This is a genomic window from Brevundimonas sp. Leaf363 (assembly GCF_001424025.1).
GTDB lineage: Bacteria > Pseudomonadota > Alphaproteobacteria > Caulobacterales > Caulobacteraceae > Brevundimonas.
In genome coordinates this window covers 1-20,645 of sequence record NZ_LMPZ01000005.1, presented here as the reverse complement: position 1 = coordinate 20,645, position 20,645 = coordinate 1, and the positions used below count along the sequence as shown (strand labels likewise).

General features: G+C 70.1%; 20 protein-coding genes. 12 read left to right on the top strand and 8 right to left on the bottom strand.

The window, feature by feature from the left end; genetic code table 11:
- Nucleotides 1–195: 195 nt before the first annotated feature.
- On the top strand, nt 196–675 hold the full coding sequence (locus ASG17_RS14205; protein WP_200935096.1) for a peptidase S1: 480 nt from the start codon (nt 196–198) through the stop codon (nt 673–675).
- Between the two features lie 145 nt (nt 676–820).
- Entirely contained in the window at nt 821–1,417 is a 597-nt protein-coding gene (locus ASG17_RS14200; RefSeq protein ID WP_056105133.1) for a hypothetical protein, read from the top strand.
- Nucleotides 1,418–1,521: 104 nt separating this feature from the next.
- Here the strand turns inward: ASG17_RS14200 and ASG17_RS14195 are convergent, their stop codons facing one another.
- Together ASG17_RS14195 and ASG17_RS14190 are read right to left on the bottom strand one after the other, a co-directional pair.
- Complete coding sequence (locus tag ASG17_RS14195) at nt 1,522–2,850, bottom strand: sorbosone dehydrogenase family protein (protein WP_056105131.1); 1,329 nt, start codon at nt 2,848–2,850, stop codon at nt 1,522–1,524.
- An 8-nt stretch (nt 2,851–2,858) separates the two neighbouring features.
- A complete protein-coding gene (locus ASG17_RS14190; protein WP_056105130.1) occupies nt 2,859–3,407 on the bottom strand; it encodes a lipocalin family protein in 549 nt (182 codons plus the stop codon).
- Between the two features lie 151 nt (nt 3,408–3,558).
- On the opposite strand from ASG17_RS14190, the gene ASG17_RS14185 reads away from it, so the two are divergent.
- From ASG17_RS14185 to mnmD, 7 genes are all read left to right on the top strand, one after another.
- Entirely contained in the window at nt 3,559–4,491 is a 933-nt protein-coding gene (locus tag ASG17_RS14185; protein ID WP_056105128.1) for an ABC transporter ATP-binding protein, read from the top strand.
- 2 nt (nt 4,492–4,493) lie between these two features.
- A complete protein-coding gene (locus ASG17_RS14180) occupies nt 4,494–5,267 on the top strand; it encodes an ABC transporter permease (RefSeq protein ID WP_056105126.1) in 774 nt (257 codons plus the stop codon).
- A 73-nt stretch (nt 5,268–5,340) separates the two neighbouring features.
- Nucleotides 5,341–6,411, top strand: coding sequence for a hypothetical protein (locus ASG17_RS14175; protein WP_056105124.1), 1,071 nt, complete (start codon nt 5,341–5,343; stop codon nt 6,409–6,411).
- A gap of 106 nt (nt 6,412–6,517) precedes the next feature.
- Nucleotides 6,518–7,387: a flagellar motor stator protein MotA gene (gene motA, locus ASG17_RS14170; protein WP_056105122.1), complete on the top strand. Its 870-nt coding sequence runs from the start codon at nt 6,518–6,520 to the stop codon at nt 7,385–7,387.
- 123 nt (nt 7,388–7,510) lie between these two features.
- Nucleotides 7,511–7,912, top strand: coding sequence for a hypothetical protein (locus ASG17_RS14165; RefSeq protein WP_056105120.1), 402 nt, complete (start codon nt 7,511–7,513; stop codon nt 7,910–7,912).
- Between the two features lie 145 nt (nt 7,913–8,057).
- A complete protein-coding gene (locus tag ASG17_RS14160) occupies nt 8,058–8,363 on the top strand; it encodes a hypothetical protein (RefSeq protein ID WP_056105118.1) in 306 nt (101 codons plus the stop codon).
- 79 nt (nt 8,364–8,442) lie between these two features.
- On the top strand, nt 8,443–10,215 hold the full coding sequence (gene mnmD, locus ASG17_RS14155; protein ID WP_056105116.1) for a tRNA (5-methylaminomethyl-2-thiouridine)(34)-methyltransferase MnmD: 1,773 nt from the start codon (nt 8,443–8,445) through the stop codon (nt 10,213–10,215).
- Here the strand turns inward: mnmD and ASG17_RS14150 are convergent.
- Nucleotides 10,212–10,823, bottom strand: coding sequence for a GyrI-like domain-containing protein (locus ASG17_RS14150; protein WP_056105114.1), 612 nt, complete (start codon nt 10,821–10,823; stop codon nt 10,212–10,214). The two genes, mnmD and ASG17_RS14150, sit on opposite strands and share 4 nt — an antisense overlap.
- Nucleotides 10,824–10,933: 110 nt before the next feature.
- On the opposite strand from ASG17_RS14150, the gene ASG17_RS14145 reads away from it, so the two are divergent.
- Nucleotides 10,934–11,353 carry a DUF6491 family protein gene (locus ASG17_RS14145; RefSeq protein ID WP_056105112.1) on the top strand — a complete coding sequence of 140 codons (420 nt, stop codon included), beginning with the start codon at nt 10,934–10,936 and terminating at the stop codon, nt 11,351–11,353.
- A 17-nt stretch (nt 11,354–11,370) separates the two neighbouring features.
- Here the strand turns inward: ASG17_RS14145 and ASG17_RS14140 are convergent, their stop codons facing one another.
- From ASG17_RS14140 to ASG17_RS14120, 5 genes are all read right to left on the bottom strand, one after another.
- Nucleotides 11,371–12,150, bottom strand: coding sequence for a hypothetical protein (locus ASG17_RS14140; RefSeq protein WP_056105110.1), 780 nt, complete (start codon nt 12,148–12,150; stop codon nt 11,371–11,373).
- Entirely contained in the window at nt 12,147–13,199 is a 1,053-nt protein-coding gene (locus tag ASG17_RS14135; protein ID WP_056105108.1) for a GSCFA domain-containing protein, read from the bottom strand. The genes ASG17_RS14140 and ASG17_RS14135 overlap by 4 nt, the downstream gene beginning before the upstream one ends.
- Nucleotides 13,200–13,296: 97 nt before the next feature.
- A complete protein-coding gene (scpA, locus tag ASG17_RS14130; protein ID WP_056105341.1) occupies nt 13,297–15,432 on the bottom strand; it encodes a methylmalonyl-CoA mutase in 2,136 nt (711 codons plus the stop codon).
- 11 nt (nt 15,433–15,443) lie between these two features.
- The gene (locus ASG17_RS14125; RefSeq protein ID WP_056105106.1) at nt 15,444–16,832 is read right to left on the bottom strand and encodes a methylmalonyl-CoA mutase family protein; all 1,389 of its coding nucleotides are present in this window, start codon (nt 16,830–16,832) and stop codon (nt 15,444–15,446) included.
- A gap of 68 nt (nt 16,833–16,900) precedes the next feature.
- Nucleotides 16,901–17,134 (bottom strand): hypothetical protein, encoded by a 234-nt coding sequence (locus ASG17_RS14120; RefSeq protein ID WP_056105103.1) that lies wholly within the window; start codon nt 17,132–17,134, stop codon nt 16,901–16,903.
- Between the two features lie 178 nt (nt 17,135–17,312).
- On the opposite strand from ASG17_RS14120, the gene ASG17_RS16005 reads away from it, so the two are divergent.
- Nucleotides 17,313–19,187, top strand: coding sequence for a M10 family metallopeptidase C-terminal domain-containing protein (locus ASG17_RS16005; protein WP_056105101.1), 1,875 nt, complete (start codon nt 17,313–17,315; stop codon nt 19,185–19,187).
- A 103-nt stretch (nt 19,188–19,290) separates the two neighbouring features.
- Nucleotides 19,291–20,645: calcium-binding protein (locus tag ASG17_RS14110; protein ID WP_369796713.1), on the top strand; the 1,355-nt coding region annotated here is incomplete at its 3' end.

Below are 20,645 nucleotides of genomic sequence, written 5' to 3'. Positions count from 1 at the left end.
AAGCGGTCCGCCCGGGTCAACCGGCGGGCGAATCCCCGCGCACCCCGAACGCCGCTTATCGGGCCATCCGTTGCCCTGGAGACGCGGCGCCGCGACGGAAGCTTGAGGGTGCTTGAAGCGAGGCGGCCAGCGGCGTTAAACATCGCGGAACGATGATCGCCGGCGGAGGGCCGGTTCATTCGGGGGAATGAGCAGATGAAGATGCAAGCGCTGGCCGGCCTGGCCCTCGCCTTGGGAGCCGTCACGGCCGCCGCCGCCACGCCGGCCGCGGCCCAGAACTACAACGGCACGCCCAACTACGGCGAAATCAATCTGTCGGCCGGGTTCACGCCCGATCCCTATCTGCAGGTGCTGCGCGCAGGCGGCGGCTATGCGGCGTCGAACCTGTCCAGCGAGTGCCAGGGCTATGTGACCGAGGCACCGGACGTGCGCCTGTACTGGGACGGCAAGGGCAGCCTGCCGATCAAGATCTCGGTCATGGCTAACGCCGACACCTCGCTGATCGTCAACGGGCCCGGCGGCGAATGGTACTGCGACGACGACGGCGGCGACGGGACCAATCCGCTGGTGCTGCTGAACGCCGTGCCGGGCCGGTACGAGATCTGGATCGGCACCTATGAGTCGGGCGACAGCCGCCCGGCGGTGCTGTCGATCTCGGAAGTGACGAACTTCTAGGCGGCCAAACGGTCCGAATACGGCCTGTTTTCGGTCGCGCCGCCCCACCTGTGGCGGCATCGGTGTTTCTTCGTGACGGGGGTGATGAATCCGGAACCGGGTGTGCCGGGGCGGGTTCCAAGACCCTCGTTACGGAGGAAAGTCTATGTCTGTCACCTACGATCCTTTCGCTGAGACCCCCGCCTCGGGCCGCTATGACCCGTTCCGCGAGACGCCGGTCGCCGAGGGCGACGTACGCCGCGACGACGTCGCCGCCCCGGCCTTCGCCCGCCGCACCGCCAAGCGGAGCAAGCCCGTCCGCACCTGGATGATCCTGGCGCCGCTGGGCGGCGCGCTTCTGATCGGCGGCGGCGCCCTGATGCTGATGAACGGCGGCGAGGCGTCTGCGCCCCTGGCCGAGCCTGCGGCGGTTCAGCCGGCCCCGGCGCCGATGCCGGCCCCGATGGTCGCCGAGCCCATGGCGACCACGGCGATGACGCCGGTTGAGGCGGCCTCGGCCGCGGCGCCCGCCCCGGTCGCCCGCACCACTCCGCGTTCGGCCCCGGCGCCTCGTCCGGCGCAGCGCGCGGCATCGACGCCCGCTCCGGTCGCCGAGCCTCTGCCGGGCCCGCAACCGTATAACGCCTCGCCGTCGACGCCGGCCCCGTCGCCGACCATGACCGCTCCGGCGGCGCCCGCGCCACGCGTGGTCGTGACGCCGGCCCCGGCCCCCGCGCCGGTGGTGATCGCTCCGGTCAACTGATTGGACAGAGCGGATAAAACAGAGGCCCCGGGAGCGATCCCGGGGCCTTTTTCGTTGCGCGATCCCTCTCCTAGAGAGAGGGGGACGAATGCCCTCGACAGCCGTCAGGCCGGAACGACGCGCCAGACCGCATTGCCGACGTCGTCCGCCACCAGCACGGCGCCGAGGCGGTCGAGCTGGACGCCCACGGGCCGTCCACGCGCCTTGCCGTCCGCGCCGACGAAGCCGGTCAGCAGGTCCACCGGCATGCCGTTCGGGCGCCCGCCGGCGAAGGGCACGGCGATGACGCGGTAGCCGTTGAACGGCTTGCGGTTCCAGGAACCGTGCTGGCCGACGATGGCGGCGTTGCGCAGGCCGGGGATCAGGGTCCCGTCGTAGAAGGTCAGGCCAAGGGACGCCGTGTGGGCGCCCAGGGCGTAATCGGGCTTGAGCGCCCGCGCGACCATGTCGGGATTGGCGGGCGTCACGCGCGTGTCGACGGTCTGGCCATAGTAGCTCCACGGCCAGCCGTAGAAGCCGCCGGGCGTCACCGAGGTCATGTAGTCGGGCACCAGGTCGTTCCCCAGCTCGTCCCGCTCGTTGACCGAGACCCACAGACGCCCGTCTTCGGGGTTCCAGGCCAGGCCGACCGGATTGCGCAGGCCGGTCGCATAGGGGCGCGTGGCGCCGGTTGCCGGGTCGATCTCTAGGATGCGGGCGCGGTCGCCTTCGATCTCCAGGCCGTTCTCGCCGATGTTGGAGTTGGATCCGACGCCGACATAAAGGCGCGAACCGTCCGAGCTGGCGACCAGGCTCTTGGTCCAGTGGTGGTTCAGCCCGCCGGGCAGGTCCGCCACCTTCACCGCCGGCGCGGCGATGCGGGTTTCGCCCGTACGATAGGGGAAGGCGACGAGGGCGTCGGCGTTGGCGACGAACAGGCGGTCGCCCACCAGCGCCATGCCGAAGGGCGACTTCAGGCCGGTCAGAAAGTCGGTCTTCACCTCCGCCACGCCGTCGCCGTCCGCGTCGCGCAGCAGGATGATGCGATTGGGGCTTTCGACGCCCGCGCCCGCCTTCTTCATGACCAGGCCCTGGACCCAGCCCTTGACCTTGTCGAACACGCCGCGATCCGGCGCCGGGGCGTTCTCGGGCTTGGGCGGGGCGTTGCTCTCGGCGACCAGAATGTCGCCGTTCGGCAGGCGATAGAGCCAGCGCGGGTGCTCCAGCCCCACGGCGAAGGCCTGAACACGGTAGCCGGGGGCCGCCGTGGGCGTCTCGCCGGCAGGCCAGCCCACCGCATCGGCGACCTTCACGGTCGGGAACAGCGCCCGGCTGGGCGCCGGAAGGGTGGGATTGGGACCAAAGCCCGCTGTGGGCGGCAAGGCGGATTCACCCCCGCACGCGGCCAGGGTCAGGGCCGCGCCGCAGGCGGCCAGCAGAAGTTGGGGGCGCATGGCCGTCCTCACTGAGTGGGTTGCTCGGGGTATTCCAGACGCGACACGTCATAGCCCAGGGCCCGCGCCCGCTCGGTCAGGCGCGTCACCTGTGCAGCGCTGGGCAGCTCACGCGTATAGATGAACAGCCGCTCCATCGTCGGGTCGGCCGAGATGAACCAGCTGTAGTCGTCGGCCCGGTCCAGGATCCAGTAGTCCCAGGTGATCAGCCCGCCCAGATACTTGACCCGCAGCTTGGCGTTCGTGCCCGGATCGAGGATTTCGCCGCGCCCGCCGATGGCCTTTTCCTTGCCGGTGGGCGTGCCTTCCTGACAGGTGTCGCGCACGTCGATGCGCGTCGCATCGACCGGCGTGTAGATGGAGGCGCCGGCGACGCAGCCGTCGGTCAGACGATCCGGCAGGCGGGCGATCTCATGCCAGCGGCCGGACCAGAGGCGGGAAATCTCGACCGCCTTGGCGGGCTGGGGCGCTCGGTACTCGGACGGCGAGGGGGCGGTGACGCAGGCGCTCAAGCTCATCGCCGCCAGGGCGATAGCGATGGGGGCGACGATTTTCATGAGTCCGGTCTTTCGCTTCGGTCAGCCTAAGCCTCGAGATACGGCGCGGTTCCGTGGCGGGACGCGATCGCGCCTTGAGACCGGGGCTCGCTCCGCCTATCTGCGTTCGTCGCGCGGCCCGCTCGGGGCGGTGGCGGCGCGGGGGACGCGGATGCAGCCGGTCATATCCATCCAGGGCCTGGGCAAGACCTATGCATCCGGGCTCCAGGCGCTGAAGCCCACGACGCTGGACATCGGCAAGGGCGAGATCTTCGCCCTGCTGGGCCCCAACGGCGCCGGCAAGACGACGCTGATCTCCACCGTCTGCGGGATCGTCAGTCCCTCGGAAGGCACCGCGATCGCCGACGGCTTCGACATCCGCAAGGACTATCGACAGGCCCGCGCCCGCATCGGCCTAGTGCCGCAGGAGCTGACCACCGACGCCTTCGAGACGGTGATGGCGACCGTCACCTTCAGTCGCGGCCTGTTCGGCAAGGCCCCGAACCCCGCCTTCATCGAGCAGGTGCTGCGCGACCTGAGCCTGTGGGACAAGCGGGCCTCCAAGATCATGACCCTGTCGGGCGGCATGAAGCGGCGGGTGATGATCGCCAAGGCGCTGAGCCACGAACCTGACATCCTGTTCCTGGACGAGCCCACCGCCGGCGTCGACGTCGAGCTGCGCAAGGACATGTGGGCGATGGTCAGGAAGCTGCGGGATCGCGGCGTCACCATCATCCTGACCACCCACTACATCGAGGAGGCCGAGGAGATGGCCGACCGGGTGGGCGTGATCCTGAAGGGCGAGCTGATCCTGGTGGAGGACAAGTCCACCCTGATGAAGAAGCTGGGCAAGAAGACCCTGACGCTGAATCTGGTGGAGGCGATGGACGCGGTGCCGCTTGAACTGGCCGAATGGAGCCTGGAGCTGAAGAACGAGGGCCACGAACTGGTCTACGCCTTCGATTCCAACGCCGAGGACACCCGCGTGCCCGCCCTGATCCGGCGCGTCGAACAACTGGGCGTCGCCTTCAAGGACCTGAACACCCGCCAGAGCTCGCTCGAAGACATCTTCGTCAGCCTGGTCCATCAAGATAAGGCGGCCTGAGGATGGGCGTTAGTTTCAACGGCTATGGCGTCTGGGCCATCTATCGCTTCGAGATGGCGCGCGCGCTGCGCACCGTCTGGCAATCCATCGTGACGCCGGTCATCACCACGGCACTGTATTTCGTGGTCTTCGGCTCTGCCATCGGCGGCCACATGAACGAGATCGACGGCGTGCCTTACGGCGCCTTCATCGTGCCGGGCCTGATCATGCTGAGCCTGTTCACCCAGTCGATCTTCAACGCCAGTTTCGGCATCTACTTCCCCAAGTTCACAGGCACGATCTACGAGATCCTGTCCGCGCCGGTCTCCTCGCTTGAGATCGTGCTGGCCTATGTCGGCGCGGCGGCCACCAAGTCGGCCGTGCTGGGGCTGATCATCCTGGCCACCGCCGCTTTGTTCGTGCCGCTGCAGATCCTGCACCCGGTGTGGATGATGGCGTTCCTGGTGCTGATCTCGGTGACGTTCAGCCTGTTCGGCTTCATCATCGGCGTCTGGGCCAACGGCTTCGAGCAGCTGCAGATGATCCCCATGCTGGTGGTCACGCCGCTGACCTTTTTGGGCGGGTCCTTCTATTCGATCGACATGCTGCCCCGTCCCTGGGACACGATCGCCCTGTTCAACCCGGTGGTCTATCTGATCTCGGGCTTCCGCTGGGCCTTCTACGGCACGTCGGACGTGGGCGTGGGCTACAGCCTCCTGGCGACAGCCTGCTTCTTCTTCATCTGCCTGGCGGTCGTCGGATGGATGTTCAAGACGGGCTATCGTCTGAAGGCCTAGGCCGCATCCGACCGGCGGCGCCCCCAGATCGCCGTATTGGAACGACAAGCGGACCTTATCCGCTGGAGCCCTGATGTCCGACGCCGACAAACCCAAGCCGCCTGCCGCGCCGTTCGAGCGCAAGCCGATCCAGTGGGGCCGCATGCCCCAGGCCACCTTCCGCGTGGCCGGATCGGCACCCGAGGCCGCGCCGGCGACCCCGCCCGGCCCGGCGGTGCAGCAGCGCCAGGCCTTCAGCCAATTCCAGGCCCAGCCGTCGTTGGCGCCCCAGCGCGCGCCGCGTCCGATGCCGCGACCCGGCGTCAACATCCTGGGCGGCTCGCTGATCCCGCAGGCGACGCGGCCGATCCCGGCGCTGGATCTGGCGCCGCGGCCAGCGCCCACGCCGGCGGCCGCCCGGACCACCGGTCAGGCCCCCGCAGCGGCCGCCGCGCCCCTGCCGCCCATCTCGTCCCCGGCCGATCTGTCCGTCCGCCCCCTGCCGCAGGCCGAGCCTGAAACCCGGGCCGCGCCCCCTCTGGAGCCCGCCGCCGACGCCGCCGCCACGGCCGCGCCGCTGGTGGAGGCCGGTGCGCCCGCGCCGATCGCGCCCCTGGCCCACGCCGAACCGATCGAAGCCACGACCCGGCCTGAGCGGGTCGAAGACGTGGTGCTGAACGACGTCCATGTCGTCGCGGCGCGCCCGGCCGCCCGCAGGCCCAGCCGCATGCCCTGGATCCTGGGGGGCTCGCTGGCGGTGCTCGCCGCCGCCGTCGCCGGGGCCTGGTGGATGCTGGACAACCGACCCGCGCCCCCGCCGCCGGTGCAGCCCCAGCCGCCGATCACCGCCGTCGTTCCGGCTCTTCCGGCCCCGGCGCCTGGCGAAGCCACGCCGCTGGAGACGCTGGACGCCGCGCCGCCCGCGACGGTCGCGCCCGCCACGCCGGCCCCGACCCAGCCCGCCGCCGCGCTTCGCCCGGCCATACCGACCACGTCCGTACCGACCACGCCGCAGCCGTCGCCGCAGGCCACGGCGCCCACGCCGGAGCCGGCGGCCGAAACACCGCCGCCTGTCGTCGTGGTCACGCCCCCGCCGACGGCCGCTCGGCCTCAGCAGTCGGACCCCGACGGCCCCATCGTCACGCGCCCGCAGCCGCTGGACTGACGAGCCGCTCCATAGGGGATGATGCCGGGGATCAGCCCTAACCCGGCCTTAACGGTTAACGCTCACCCTGTCGGCGCTTCTTCGTCGCCAGGACCGCCCCCCGCTCATGTTCCAGATTATCGGCATTGTGCTGCTGTTCGGCCTGGTGTTCGGCAGCTACGCCATTTCGGGCGGGAAGTTCGAAGTCATCATGCACGCCGCGCCGCACGAGCTGATGGCCATCGGCGGCGCGGGCATCGCGGCGTTCCTGATCTCCAACTCGATCACCGTCATCAAGGGGTCTCTGGCCGGCCTGGGCAAGGCGTTCGCCGGGCCGAAGTGGAAGAAGCAGGATTACCGCGACCTGCTGAGCCTGCTGTTCCAGCTGACCAAGACGATGAAGTCCAAGGGCGTGATCGCCCTGGAAAGCCACATCGAAAAGCCGGCCGAGAGCACCATTTTCCAGAAGTACCCCAAGGTGCTGAAGGACCACTTCGCCACCGACTTCATCTGCGACACCCTGCGGATGATGACCATGAACCTGGAAGATCCTCACCAGATCGAGGACGTCATGGAAAAGCAGCTGGAGAAGCACCACCACGAGCATGCCGAGGCGGCGCACGCGCTTCAGAACCTGGCCGACGCCCTGCCGGCGCTGGGCATCGTCGCGGCAGTGCTGGGCGTCATCAAGACCATGGGCTCGATCACCGAGCCGCCGGAGGTGCTGGGCACCATGATCGGCGGCGCCCTGGTCGGCACCTTCATGGGCGTGTTCCTGGCCTACGGCCTGGTCGGTCCGATGGCGGCGCGCCTGAAGGCCATCGTCGACGAGGAAGCCTGCTACTACAAGATCATCCAGTCGGTGCTGGTCGCGCACCTGCACGGCAATGCGGCGCAGATTTCGGTCGAGATCGGCCGGGGCGACATCCCCTCGGCGGCTCAGCCCAGCTTCGCCGAAATGGAAGAGGCGCTGTCGGCCGCGCCGATGGACGCCTAGACGAGCGTCGGTATCCGGCCGGGAACACCCGAGGGATCGAGGGGTTAACCTCAACATCACGATCGCGCGAGCCGATGACGGCAGGCCGCTTCCGGCCAGGCGATCGCTTGACGGAGGATTCCCATGAAAACCCAACTGATCGTCGCCGCCGGCATCGCCGCCCTGACGCTGGCCGCCTGTAACAAGCCGGCCGAGAAGACCGACGAGACCATGGCCGCGGGCGACGCCGCGACCGACGCCTCGGCCATGGCCCCGGCCAGCGACGGCGCGATGGCCCCCAGCGACGGCGCCATGAGCGGCGGCGCGATGAACGGCGGAACCAGCGGCTCGGGCGGCGCGTCCGGCGCCATGGCTCCGGCCCCGCAGTCGATGTCGCCGATGTCGGTCGAACAGCCCGGCGCCATGCAGGCCGGCGGCACCACCTCCGGCGCCAACATCGGCGAGGCGGCCCAGGCCCAGCGCGGCCCGCGTCCGACCATCCCGGCCGATTCGACCGGCACCACCGTCCCGACGCGCCAGAACTGATCCCGACCGGGCGCGACGACGCGCCGCGCCCGGCGTCTGGCTTGCGATCACGGGTCCGTGAGATTGGCCCTTGCGGTTCGTCTCACGGGCTCGTTATCTCATGGGCGGGGCGCTTCGCCCCCAACCCAATAGGGAAGGAAGCATCATGCGTATGACTGCTCTGTTCGTCGCCGGCGCCGCCGCTCTGGCCCTGGCCGCCTGCCAGCCCGCCGCCGAAGACAAGGCCGCGGACGCCGCCGCCGATTCGGCCGCCGCCGCCGACACCGCCGCTGACGCCGCAGCCACGGCCGACGCCGCCGCGACCGACGCCGCCGCCGCCGCGGGTGAAGCCGCCCAGGCCGCCAACGCCGCCGCCATGGCCCCCGCGGCCGACGGCGCGATGGCTCCGGCCCCGGCCGCCGGCGGCGCCATGGCCCCGGCCACGACGCCGGCTCCGGCGCCCGCTCACTAAGCGCGCCGCCGCCTTGAACCAGGAAGGGGCCGTCCGATCGAGCGGCCCCTTTTTCGTGCGTGCATGCTAGGGCGCGGGGATGAGCGATACGGCGCCCCCCGCAGACCTGACCTGGACCGAGCAGGGACCCCGCTCGTCCGTGTTCGGCGACGTCTATTTCTCGGCCGACGACGGGCTGGCCGAGAGCCGGGCGGTGTTCCTGGCCGGATGCGGCCTGCCGGAGGCATGGGTCGGGCGGGACCGGTTCGTGGTGGGCGAGCTGGGGTTCGGGACGGGGCTGAACATCGCCGCCCTGCTGGCGCTGTGGGACGAGGCGCGAACGCCGGGGGCGCGGCTGAGCGTCTTCACCATCGAGGCGCATCCGCTGTCGGCCGAGGACGCGGGACGGGCGCTGGCGGCTTGGCCGGAGCTGGCGACCGTGACAGGCCCCTTGCTGGCGCGCTGGCCGGCGGGCGCGCCGGGGTTCCACCGGATCGACCTGCCGGCGTTCGGCGCGACCATCGACCTGGCGATCGGCGATGCGGCCTGGGCGCTGGACCAGTGGTCAGGGCGGGCCGATGCCTGGTTCCTGGACGGTTTTTCGCCCAGCCTGAACCCGGGGATGTGGTCGGACGAGGTGCTGGACGGCGTGGCGGCGCGCTCGGCGCCGGACGCACGGCTGGCCACCTTCACCGTCGCGGGGGCTGTGCGACGCGGCCTGGCGGCGCGCGGGTTCGAGGTGGCGAAGCGGCCGGGACACGGGCGCAAGCGCGAGCGGCTGGAGGCGTGGCGGACAGGCGCAGCGGCCGCCCAGGCCCGGCCGCGCGTGGCGGTCATCGGGGCAGGGATCGCGGGGGCCAGCGCAGTGCGGGGGCTGAGGGCGCTGGGGGCCCGGCCGGTGCTGGTCGAGGCCGAGGCGGTCGGCGCCGGCGGATCGGGGTTCGCGGCCGCCCTGGTGACCCCACGGCTGGATGCGGGCGACGTAGCGATCGCAGGCCTGTCGGCCCAGGCGCTGGACCGGGCGGCGACCCTGTACGACGCCATTCCCGGCGCGGTGACGGCGCGCGGCGTGTTGCAACTGGCGAGCGCCGACCGGGATGCGGCGCGCTTCGCCAAGGTGGCGGCCCAGGCGATCTGGCCGGATGAGGCGATGCGGGTCGTGGGCGCGGGAGAGGCGTCGGCGCGGCTGGACGAGCCGGTCGAGGCGGGCGGGCTGATGATGGCGGGCGCGCGAGCGGTGCGGCCGCGCGCGATCCTGGACGCCTGGCTGGAGGGTGTGCAGTGCGCGCCGATGCGGGTGGCGAGGCTCGAGCCGCTGGAGGCCAGCTGGCGGCTGGTCGGGACGGCCGGCGAGACGCTGGAGACCGATGCCGTGGTGATCGCGGGCGGCTGGGGAACCGAGGCGCTGGCGCCAGGCTTCGGCCTGAAGCCCGTACGCGGACAGGCGGAATGGATCGAGGGCGAGACCGGACCGGCGACGGCCTGGGGCGGCTACGTCGCGCCGGGAGACGGCGGCGTGCTGTTCGGCGCCACGCACGACCGCGAGCGGACGGATGCGGCGCCGGACGACGACAGCGCCGCGCGCAACCGCCAGACCCTGGCCGCACGCCTGCCGGGCCTGGCGCAGACGCTGGATCGGGCGCTGGATCGGGCGACCACGAGCCGGGCCGCCGTCAGGGCCACCACACGCGACCGATCGCCCATCGCCGGAGCCGTGTCGGGACGGGCGGGCCTGTTCGTGCTGAGCGGACTGGGATCACGCGGGTTCGCGCTGGCGCCGCTGCTGGGCGAGCACGTGGCGGCCTTGGTGATGGGCGCGCCGTCGCCGCTGCCGAAGCGGCTGGCGGCGGTGGTCGGGCCGGAGCGGCTCTAGAGCGGGCGCACCGGCTGGCGGAGGATGGTCTTCAGCCTGGCCGCCTCGGTTCGACGAGGATCGCTGAGGTAGATCTCGTGGTGGGGGCCGTTGAAGGTCAGGCCGCGGGCGGGCATCTCGATCTCGTGCAGGCGCCGTAGCACCGGCCCTTCGTCGTCATAGGGGCCGGTGTGCAGGATCTGCAGCGACGCGCCCTCGTCATAGGTTTCGAGGCGCAGGCTGTCCGGCAGGTCGCCCTGTTTGGAGCGAGCCTTGAGCACCGCCTGGTCAAACAGGTCGCGCGGAGCGAAATCCGGCGCCAGGATCATCATGGTCCAGCGCCACGCCGCCTTGTCGCGGCGCACGAAGGCGGCGGGATCGTCGGCGGTCCACAGCCCCTCCAGCGGCGGCACGACATAGTCCCGGCCCAGCGCCGCCTTGACCGCGAACTTGAGGCCGTAGCTGACGCCGTACAGCGCCTCGACCGCCCGACGGTAGGCGGGGGTGGTGTTGGGGTCGCCCGCGCCGTCGACCATGACGTAGGTCAGCGGCGGCACGTCGATCTGCTGGAACACGGCGCCGGGGGCATAGAGGGTCTTGAGCGTCTTGCGAAAATCGATCTTGTCCATGTCGCCTTCGTCGCCGAACAGCCATCAAGCGTGGGCATAGTGCACCGATGGCGTCTTAAACCGAACCGCGCCGCGGACGGTTGAGTCCCTACCTTCCAGAGGAGCCGCCGATGAAGACCCCTGCCCCGACCCTGGCCCTCCTGCTGGCCCTCACGGGCGTTCTGGCGGCCGGCTGTGCGCCGACCGGAACAATGGAGGACGGATCGACCGGCGGGACGCCGAGCCGTCCGTGCTTCTATGCCGATCAGGTCGTGAACTTCCAGAACGGCCCGACAGGGACCGTCTATGTGCGCGGCCTGCGCAGTCAGGTGTTCGAGCTGAGCGCCGCCGGCAGCTGCCGTGACATCGACAACGCCAACGTCATCGGACTGGAGGCCTGGGGCGGCGGATCGAACCGCCTGTGCGCCGGCGACTGGGCCGTGGCCCACCTGCCCGAGACCCGCCAGATCGGCGGGCCGTGCCGGGTGCAGGTGGTCCGCGCCCTGACGGCCGCCGAGGTCGAAGCCCTGGACCCGCGCTACAGACCCTAAAGCCCGGACTTTCGGGCTCAGGCCGCGTCGTTGGCGACCAGACGCAGGCCCTGCGGGTGCAGCCGGGCCATGACGTCGTAGAGTTGGCGCATGACCAGCAGGCCGTAGTCCTGATTGCCGTGGTGCCAGTCGTTGCGGTGAATCTTGCGCAGGTCGTCCTTGAGGAAGCCGGTCTCGGCGACGGCGTCGGCCGGCGGGGCCAGGACGACGACGCCCATCGCCTCCAGCCGCGCACGCATGGCCAGGCGCACGATGCGGTCCACGTCCAGGATCACCTCGGCTCGCGCCCCCTTGGCGATGGCCAGTTCGTCGGAGCGGACGGGCGGCGCCTCGACGGCGATCATCTCCAGCCCCAGAGCGCGGCCCGCCTCGAAGAATCCGAGGGTGTGCTGGAAGAAGTCGAAGCCCATCTGGACGATCAGGCCATCGGAGATCAGCTGTCTGGGCTTCAGCCTGCGCAGCCGCCAGGAGGCGTAGCGTTTCCAGTCCGGCTTGCGCAGCAGGTTGGTTGTCGTGAAGCCCATGCACAGGGCCAGGGTGGTGTCCTTCAGCGTCTCGACGGACAGATCCGGCTCCCCCGACAGCGCGGCCCAGTTGGCGGCCATGGTGTCGACGGTCCAGACGATCCGTTCGCCGTCGCGCGCGAAAAAGGGCTCGCGTCCCTGGGTCTTGGGAAACTCGAACAGCTTGTAGGCGGACACGGCCAGCGGGATGTCGTTCGGCTCCGGCTTGAACTTCTGAAGGCCCCGCCCGATGGCCACGGTGTGGGAGTCGCCTCCGATCAGCAGCCGCCTCATGCGCGCACCAGTTCCAGCTTTTCCTCGTCGCAGGCCACGTCCGCCGCCTCCTTGCGCGCCGGGGCCGGAGCGGGAGGGGCGCCGGCCGTCTCGGGCGCCGGGTGCTGACCGAAGAAGTGGGTCATGACGTAGTCGACGCCGGCTGGCGCCACCTCGCGCATGTTGGGGCGGAAGAACATGCCCCGGTTCGAGGGGGCGGTGACGATCTCGTACGACGGGAAGTAGTCGATGTGGTCGTAGGTCTCGTACAGCTCGCCCGCCACGGCGCGCAGCACCGACTTGGAATAGGTGGTGGCCGCCAGGACGTGATGGCCCGCCGCCGTCGCCGTCAGCGGGACGGGCGAGACGGTCAGCAGGATGCGCAGGGTCGGATTGACCCCCTTCAGCGCCTCGATCAGCTCCGTCATGTCGGCCAGGATCTCGCCGAAACGGAAGTTCTTGAAGACGTGCTTCCGGGCGTCGAACTCGCCCGCCACCGTGCCGGGACAGACCGGATAGACGGTGCCGTCCGCCGCATCCATCCAGGCCTCGGTCAGGCCCAGGGTGAAGACCAGGACATTGGCCTTCTGAAACATCCGCTTGACCGCAGGCAGGTGCTGGGTGTCGCGCAGGACCTGAGCCTCGCGCGCCGAGCCGAAGCCGTTCGGCTCGATGGAGGGGCGAAGGGGATCGAAGAACCGGCGGTCCGCCTGCTTCCACACACCCGTCGCCGGCGCGAACAGGCCGAACGCCTGCTTGTAGAGCTGCAGCATCTGGCGGGCGGTGTAGATGTTGCCGAACCGCGCCGAATACATGCCGTAGCCGAACGACAGGTGGCGGTCCTCGGCCAGGGCCGCGGGCGCCGGCTCCATGTCCAGATAGTTGAAGCCGCGGCGTCGCAGCTGGCGACCGATGTGCTGGGCGAAACAGCTGCCGGCGCAGGCGACACGGTCGGTCGGGCTGATGTCGAACCGCTTGCGATAGAGATCCTGCAGCTCCAGCGGATTGTACTGGGCCACGCCGGTGCGCCAGTAGGCGCGGTCCGGGAGCGAGGCGTACGGATGCGACATGACGGCCTCCCCCTGAGGCGCCGACGATGGAACCCTGGCGAACCCTAGCGAGAACGCGGGCCGCTTGGCAACGCCGCATGGCGGCGCGGCGGTCGGCTCAGGTCCGCGCGGGCTGGGCGTAGCCGAGGCGCTGGTTCAGCCGCTCGATCAGGTCGATGGCGGTGTCCGCGATGACCGAGCCGGGCGGATAGACGGCGGCGGCGCCCAGATCGAGCAGGGTCTGGACGTCGGCGGGCGGGATGACGCCGCCGACCACGATCATGATGTCGGGCCGCCCCAGCCGCTCCAGCTCGGCCTTCAACGCCGGAACCAGCGTCAGGTGACCCGCCGCGAGCGATGAGGCCCCCACGGCGTGGACGTTCGAGGCGACCGCGTCGCGCGCGGCCTCCTCCGGCGTCTGGAACAGGGCGCCGGCCGTGGCGTCGAGGCCGAGGTCGCCGTAGGCGGTGGCGATGACCTTCTGGCCCCGGTCGTGGCCGTCCTGGCCCAGCTTGGCGATCAGGATGCGCGGCGGGCCGCCGTCGTTCTCGACGAAGGCGGCGACCATGTCGCGGGCGCGGGAGATTTTCGGATCGGCCCCGGCCTCGCGGGCATAGACGCCCGAGACGGTGTGGACGCTAGCCACATGGCGGCCGAAGGCGGCCTCCAGCGCGTCGGAGATCTCGCCCACCGTCGCCTTGGCGCGGGCGGCCTTGATGGCCAGGGCCAGCAGGTTGGCGTCGCCCTTCGCGCCTTGCGTCAGGGCGGTCAGGGCCGCCTCGACCGCCGCCGGATCGCGCTCGGCGCGCAGGCGCTTGAGCTTGTCGAGCTGGGCGGTCAGGACGGCCGCATTGTCGACCTTCAGCACCGGAATGTCGTCGGGCGTGTCGGACAGATAGCGGTTCACGCCGACCACCGTCTGCTGGCCCGTGTCGATGCGGGCCTGGGTGCGGGCGGCCGATTCCTCGATCCGCATCTTGGGCACGCCCGCCTCGATGGCCTTGGCCATGCCGCCCAGGGTCGCGACCTCGGCCATGTGGGCGCGGGCGCGGTCGGCCAGGTCCTGGGTCAGGCGCTCGACGTAGTAGCTGCCGCCCCAGGGGTCGATGACGTGGGTCTGGTCGGTCTCTTCCTGCAGCAGGATCTGTGTGTTGCGGGCGATGCGGGCCGAGAAGTCGGTCGGCAGGGCCAGGGCCTCGTCCAGGCTGTTGGTGTGCAGCGACTGGGTCTGGCCGGACGCCGCCGCCATCGCCTCGACCAGGGTGCGCGGCACATTGTTGAACACGTCCTGGGCCGCCAGCGACCAGCCGGAGGTCTGGCAGTGGGCGCGCAGGGACAGGCTGCGGGCGTCCTTGGGCGCGAACTCGGCCTGCACCGCCTCGGCCCACAACAGGCGACCGGCGCGCAGCTTGGCCACCTCCATGAAGTAGTTCATGCCGACGGCCCAGAAGAAGCTGAGGCGCGGCGCGAACCGGTCCACGTCCATGCCCGCCGCGACGCCCGCGCGAATGTATTCCAGCCCGTCCGCCAGGGTATAGGCCAGCTCCAGATCCGCCGAGGCCCCCGCCTCCTGCATATGGTAGCCGCTGATCGAGATGGAGTTGAAGCGCGGCGCGTGCTGGGCGGTCCAGGCGAAGATGTCCGACACGATCCGCATGCTGGGCAGCGGCGGATAGATGTAGGTGTTGCGGACCATGAACTCCTTGAGGATGTCGTTCTGGATGGTCCCGGTCAGAGCCTCGGGCGCGACGCCCTGCTCCTCCGCCGCCACGACATAGAGGGCCAGGATCGGCAGGACCGCGCCGTTCATGGTCATCGACACGCTCATCTTGTCCAGCGGGATGCCGTCGAACAGGGTGCGCATGTCGTAGAGGCTGTCGATCGCCACGCCGGCCATGCCGACGTCGCCGGCCACGCGCGGGTGGTCGCTGTCGTACCCCCGGTGGGTGGCCAGATCGAAGGCGATGCTCAGCCCTTTCTGACCGGCCGCCAGGTTGCGGCGATAGAAGGCGTTCGATTCCTCCGCCGTCGAGAAGCCGGCGTACTGGCGGATGGTCCAGGGGTTGGACGCATACATGGTCGGATAGGGTCCGCGCACGAAGGGGGCGAAGCCGGGCAGGCCGTCGAGGAAGGTCACGCCTTCCAGCGCCGAGGCGTCATGGGCGGGGGCGACGGCGACGCCTTCGGGCGTCATCCAAGGCGTGTCGGCGACCGCGCCCGCAAGGGGCGACAGGTCGAGCGGCGTCTTGTTCAGGTCGGGGCGGCTCACGCGGACGCCTCCTCGAAGGCGGCGGCCCAGCGGACGGGCGTCAGCGGCGGACAGGCGTCGCCGCCGCCCTCCGACGCCAGCGCGGGTCGCGGCGCGGCCTGGGCCGGGCGCGGCGCCTCGTCGACATAGCGGGTGACGCCGACCAGATGATCGTGGCCCTCACTCAGGGCGCGGTCGGCCGCGCGGCGCGCCTCGGCGACGCGCGTCTGGAACGCCCCGGCGCGCAGACTGGCGATCAGCCCGCCCTCGCGCTCGATGCGCTGCAGCTCGGCCCAGCCGGCGTCGGCCAGCTCGCGCGTGCGGCTGTCCAGGAACCAGGAGCCGGCGGCCGGATCGGCGACGCGGCCCAGGTGCGCCTCCTCCATCAGCACCAGCTGCGCGCTCAAGGCTTGCCGGCGGGCGAAGGCGTCGGGGCGGCCCAGCGCCTGAGTGAAGGGCTCGACGATCACCGCTTCGGCCCCGCCGACGGCGCCGGCGAACCCGGCCGCGCCCAGGCGCAGCAGGTTGGGCCAGGGATCGCGCGCCGCCAGCATCCGCCGCGACGACCGCGCCTCGATGGTCGCCGGCGTCTCCTGACCCCAGGCCTGGCTCAGCGAGCGCCAGATCAGGCGCATCGCGCGCACGGCGCACAGGCCGTCGAAATGCCGCTGATCGACCGACAGGCCCAGCACCACGCCGTCCAGCGCCTGCGCCACCGACAGGCCCGCCGCCACCGACGCTTCGATGTACAGATTGGCCGAGGCCGCCGTGAAGCCCAGCATCTGGCCCAGCGATCCGCCCGCCTCGTGCGCGACCCGGCCGCCCGCCAGGAAGAAGCGCGCCTGCGGATACGCCCCCGCATGGCGGGCGGCGGTGTTGGCGGCCAGGGCGATGTGCTCGTCCACCGAACGCGGCGCGGCGCCCGCCTCGGCGAAGGCCGACAGCGGGTCCATGTGGAAAAGCAGTTGCGCGCGCGGCGAGCCCTTGGCCGCCACGGCCAGGGCGTTAGCGGCCGCGTCGCCCTTCAAGCCCGCATCCAGTGCGGCGGGGGCGATCTCCAGCGACACGGCGTCCAGCGCGCGAGCCAGCGTCTCGCTGTCGTCCAGCACGGCGCCCGACAGGACGACGGACGCGGCCCCGCCCTGCAGCGCGGCCAAAAGCTGGGCGTTGGCCTCGGCCCCGTCATCCGCCTCGACACCGACGCGCACGTCCCAGGCCCGGCCCTCGGCGTCCCGGGCGCGCGGCGCGCTGATGGGCTCCGTTCCGCTGGCCCGGCCGTACAGCGGACGCACGGCCAGCTGGTCGGCGTCCAGCCGCAGCAGGGTCTCCAGACCCCGTCCCTTCAGGGCTTTTTCAGCTTCGGCGCGCCAGGCGGCGGGCGTCGGATCGGGAAAGACGGCGCTCATCCGCCCCCTATGCCGCCCCGGGCCGCCCCGCGTCCAGCAGGGGCACTCGGCCGACGGGTCTCAGCGGGTCAGTTGCGCGGCGGCGAAACCAGGCCGCCGCGGATCTCGCACTGATTGTCGACCGCCGGCTCGCCCGAGTTGGCGCCCGGCCGCGCCAGCAGAATGCCGCCGCGCGCCTCGCACTCGCCGCGCAGGCGATCCATTTCGGTGCGATAGCGCGGAATGCCGGCGCTTTCGGAGGTGGCGCAGGCGGACACGCCGAAGGTCAGAACGGCGGCGGACAGAACAAGCGCGGCGCGCATGGGTAGCTCCCTGTGACCGGAGCACGGCGGATCGCACGCGCCCTCATCGCGGCCACAACACGCCCGCCAATCTGAACGGTGGCTGAACGAAGCTAAGCCGCTGACCCGACACAACTTCGGCTAGTGACGACGGCGGGATGTCATCATAGGGTGTCGTCAGGGAAGAGGGACGAACGCCATGCCGACCACAGTGACCACCACCTATACCGTCGATGATGACGACGCTGTTGCCGGCGAGGGCGTGATCTTCTCGCTGAACTCGACAGACAAAGACGCCGTGTTCACCAATCTGGGGAGCATTACGGCTGAGCTTGATGATGCGACCGCCATCGACGTGGTGGCCTGGGCGGGGTCGATCGACAATCGCGGTGATATCGTCGTCCGGTACGCGGGCGACGTGGGCGTCGCTCTGGACGTCACGTCCACGACCCGGAGCGTCACCAACTCCGGGTCGATCTCGGTAAATGCCGATTACGCTTACGGCTACCGCAGCGCTACGCCGGGGACCTTTAACAATAGCGGCGAGATCAAAGTCGGCGGCAGTTTTGACAGTGTCGCTGTGGATAACGTGCTCGCCAGCGGCTTCAAAAACAGTGGGTTGATCTCTGCTGGAGGAGCCGATGTCGCCACGGCGGTACGGGTCGTCCAAGTAGCCGGGACCTCGTTCACAAACGACGGCACGATCCGCGCAAGAGCGTCGGACAGTCTAAGCGTCGGACTTGTGATCTCTGGCCAAGCCGGCGACACGTCGGAGTTTTCGTTCTTCACCAACAAGGGGGAGATCGATGCGGATAATGCCATCGTGGCCTCGGACAGCGGTGTGGTTCTGCGCAACTACGTCAGCAATACCGGGACGATCCTGGGGAACGTCAGGCTGGGCGGCGGTTCCGACGTGTTCGTCAGCAGCGGCCGCGTCGTAGGCGATATCGTCATGGGCGACGGGCGCGATGAGATCGATCTGACCAACGCGGTTGAAACGACTGGAGAGATATTCCTGGGCGCCGACGACGATGCATGCGTGCTGGGGGCGAGCGGGCAGACTGTCTGGGCGGGAGCGGGAAACGATGCGCTCAGTGGCGGCTTGGGCGACGATACGCTCCAAGGCGAGGATGGCGATGACCGCATTGGAGGCGCTGGCGGCGACGACATGCTGTATGGCGGCGCCGGCTCCGACCAACTCAACGGCGGCGACGGCGACGACCACCTGGATGGCGGTTCGGGCGCCGACTACATGACCGGCGGCCGGGGCAACGATACCTATCACGTCGACAATGCCGGCGATCGCGTGGTCGAAGGCTCAAGCCAAAGCGGCGCCGCCGATACGGTGATCAGCTCGGTCAGCTTCACGCTGGAACGAAATGTCGAGAACCTCACCCTGACCGGTTCGGCGCTGACGGCGCGCGGCAACGATCTGGACAACGTCCTGATCGGCAACGACCGTGATAACTACATGCGCGGCGGTCTGGGGGCCGACAGCCTGACAGGAGGTCTAGGCGACGACCGCTACTACGTCGACAACCTCGGCGATCAGGTCATCGAGGCGAGCTCCGCAGGCCGCGACTGGGTCTACAGCACGATCAGCTGGACGCTGGGCGCCAACCTCGAAGCCCTGAGCTTGACGGGCGACGCCTGGATCAACGCCACCGGGAACTCCAAGGGCAACGCCATCTACGGCAACGCCGGGCGCAACGTCATCACCGGCGGCAAGGGCGGCGACGTCATGACGGGGAAGGCGGGGTCGGACACCTTCGTCTTCACCTCGCTGTCGGATTCGACCGTGGCGGATTCAGACCGCATTACCGACCTGAACGACGTCTCGGACAAGATCGACTTCCGCCAGATCGACGGCGACGTGAACACGGCTGGGGTCCAAGGCTTCACCATCGTGGATTCGTTCAGCGGCCACGCGGGCGAGCTGGTGCTGCGCTATGACGCCGGGACCGACATCACCTCGCTGACGGTGGACGTGAACGGCGACGGTCAGGCCGACATGCTGGTGCGGCTGAACGGCGAGCACGAGAGCTTTGATCGGTTCCTGTTCGGGGGCGGGTGAGCGGGCCATCGCCGGCTGCGGTAAGTGACTGGAATGTCGTTGGGTTAATGCGTGACGGCCGTCGCGTGGCGGCCTAGGTTCTGATCAAACTCTGGAACATCCCATGCCGACGATCGTGCGCGACAACTATACGGTGAACGCTGAACAGCTGGTCAGCGTGGCCGAGACCGCCTTCTACATCGACGCCCGAAAGGCGATCGACTTCCTGAATGCGGGCCGCATTCAGGCGCAGGACTACGCCAGCCAGAGCGTGGCGGGGATCGAGGCGCACAGCCTGCCGAACGGCAAGATCACCAATGTGGGGGCGATCGACGTCATGGGCGACGTCGCCTCCGGGGTCTTCGTCGATGTCGGCGCCTTCGCGGCCTCGGTCGTCAACAACGGCTCGATCACCATCGACGGCGATCAACAGGGCTACGGCGTCCGGTTCGGCAACGCCCAGGGAAACCTGACCAACGCGGGCGACATCGTCGTCACCGGCACGATGGCCACCGCCGTGCGGTTCGACCAGGCCGGCGCCCTGACCAACACCGGCGACATCTCGGCCGACGGCGCGGACGCCGCCGTGGCCGTCAGCTTTGTTCTGGCGGGCGGGACGCTGCTGAACACCGGCTCGATCGTGTCCGACGCATCGGACAGCCGCAGCAGCGGCGTTTCGGGGGCGGCGCGCATCGTGAACTATGGCGTGATCGAAGCCGACGTCGCCATCGGCGGGGGCGCCCAGGACAACGTCGTGCAGAACGAGGACGGCGGCGTCATCACCGGCGATATCTTCCTGGGAGACGGCCAGGACCGGCTGACCAATACGGGCGCCATCACCGGCGTCGTCTCGATGGGGTCGGGCGACGACGTCGTCGATCTGCGGGGCGGCGTGTTCGAGGGTACGGTGCGCCTGGACGAGGGCGACGACACCATCTGGCTGAGCGACGGGGGCGACACCGTCGACGGCGGCGCGGGCGTCGACACCCTGCACGGCGGCCTGGGCGCCGACACCTACTACGTCGACAACGCCGGCGATCAGGTCACCGAGGACCGTATCAACGGCGGCGTCGATACGGTGTTCAGCTCGGTCAGCTTCCGGCTGGGCGCCTACGTCGAGAACCTGACCCTCACCGGCTCGGCCGGCACGGCGCGCGGGAACGACCTGGACAACATCCTGATCGGCAACGCCCGCGACAACTTCATGCGCGGCGGCGCGGGCGCGGACACGATGTCGGGCTCGACCAGCGACGACCGCTACTACGTCGACGACGCGGGCGACCAGGTGATCGAGCTGAGCTCGGAAGGTCGCGACTGGGTCTACAGCGAGATCAGCTGGACGCTGGGCGCCAACATCGAGGCCCTGACGCTGACGGGCGACGCGTGGATCAACGCCACCGGCAACTCCAAGGGCAACGCCATCTACGGCAACGCCGGGCGCAACGTCATCACGGGCGGGCGCGGGGCGGACGTGATGAC

What these genes read in the sequence shown, in the direction of transcription:
- ASG17_RS14175 (WP_056105124.1), top strand. Translation starts at nt 5,341, where the DNA reads ATGTCCGACGCCGACAAACCCAAGCCGCCTGCCGCGCCGTTCGAGCGC.
- ASG17_RS14160 (WP_056105118.1), top strand. Translation starts at nt 8,058, where the DNA reads ATGCGTATGACTGCTCTGTTCGTCGCCGGCGCCGCCGCTCTGGCCCTG.
- ASG17_RS14150 (WP_056105114.1), bottom strand. Translation starts at nt 10,823, where the DNA reads ATGGACAAGATCGATTTTCGCAAGACGCTCAAGACCCTCTATGCCCCC.
- ASG17_RS14195 (WP_056105131.1), bottom strand. Translation starts at nt 2,850, where the DNA reads ATGCGCCCCCAACTTCTGCTGGCCGCCTGCGGCGCGGCCCTGACCCTG.
- ASG17_RS14145 (WP_056105112.1), top strand. Translation starts at nt 10,934, where the DNA reads ATGAAGACCCCTGCCCCGACCCTGGCCCTCCTGCTGGCCCTCACGGGC.
- ASG17_RS14140 (WP_056105110.1), bottom strand. Translation starts at nt 12,150, where the DNA reads ATGAGGCGGCTGCTGATCGGAGGCGACTCCCACACCGTGGCCATCGGG.
- ASG17_RS14190 (WP_056105130.1), bottom strand. Translation starts at nt 3,407, where the DNA reads ATGAAAATCGTCGCCCCCATCGCTATCGCCCTGGCGGCGATGAGCTTG.
- ASG17_RS16005 (WP_056105101.1), top strand. Translation starts at nt 17,313, where the DNA reads ATGCCGACCACAGTGACCACCACCTATACCGTCGATGATGACGACGCT.
- ASG17_RS14185 (WP_056105128.1), top strand. Translation starts at nt 3,559, where the DNA reads ATGCAGCCGGTCATATCCATCCAGGGCCTGGGCAAGACCTATGCATCC.
- ASG17_RS14165 (WP_056105120.1), top strand. Translation starts at nt 7,511, where the DNA reads ATGAAAACCCAACTGATCGTCGCCGCCGGCATCGCCGCCCTGACGCTG.
- ASG17_RS14120 (WP_056105103.1), bottom strand. Translation starts at nt 17,134, where the DNA reads ATGCGCGCCGCGCTTGTTCTGTCCGCCGCCGTTCTGACCTTCGGCGTG.
- mnmD (WP_056105116.1), top strand. Translation starts at nt 8,443, where the DNA reads ATGAGCGATACGGCGCCCCCCGCAGACCTGACCTGGACCGAGCAGGGA.
- ASG17_RS14200 (WP_056105133.1), top strand. Translation starts at nt 821, where the DNA reads ATGTCTGTCACCTACGATCCTTTCGCTGAGACCCCCGCCTCGGGCCGC.
- ASG17_RS14135 (WP_056105108.1), bottom strand. Translation starts at nt 13,199, where the DNA reads ATGTCGCATCCGTACGCCTCGCTCCCGGACCGCGCCTACTGGCGCACC.
- ASG17_RS14180 (WP_056105126.1), top strand. Translation starts at nt 4,494, where the DNA reads ATGGGCGTTAGTTTCAACGGCTATGGCGTCTGGGCCATCTATCGCTTC.
- ASG17_RS14125 (WP_056105106.1), bottom strand. Translation starts at nt 16,832, where the DNA reads ATGAGCGCCGTCTTTCCCGATCCGACGCCCGCCGCCTGGCGCGCCGAA.
- ASG17_RS14205 (WP_200935096.1), top strand. Translation starts at nt 196, where the DNA reads ATGAAGATGCAAGCGCTGGCCGGCCTGGCCCTCGCCTTGGGAGCCGTC.
- motA (WP_056105122.1), top strand. Translation starts at nt 6,518, where the DNA reads ATGTTCCAGATTATCGGCATTGTGCTGCTGTTCGGCCTGGTGTTCGGC.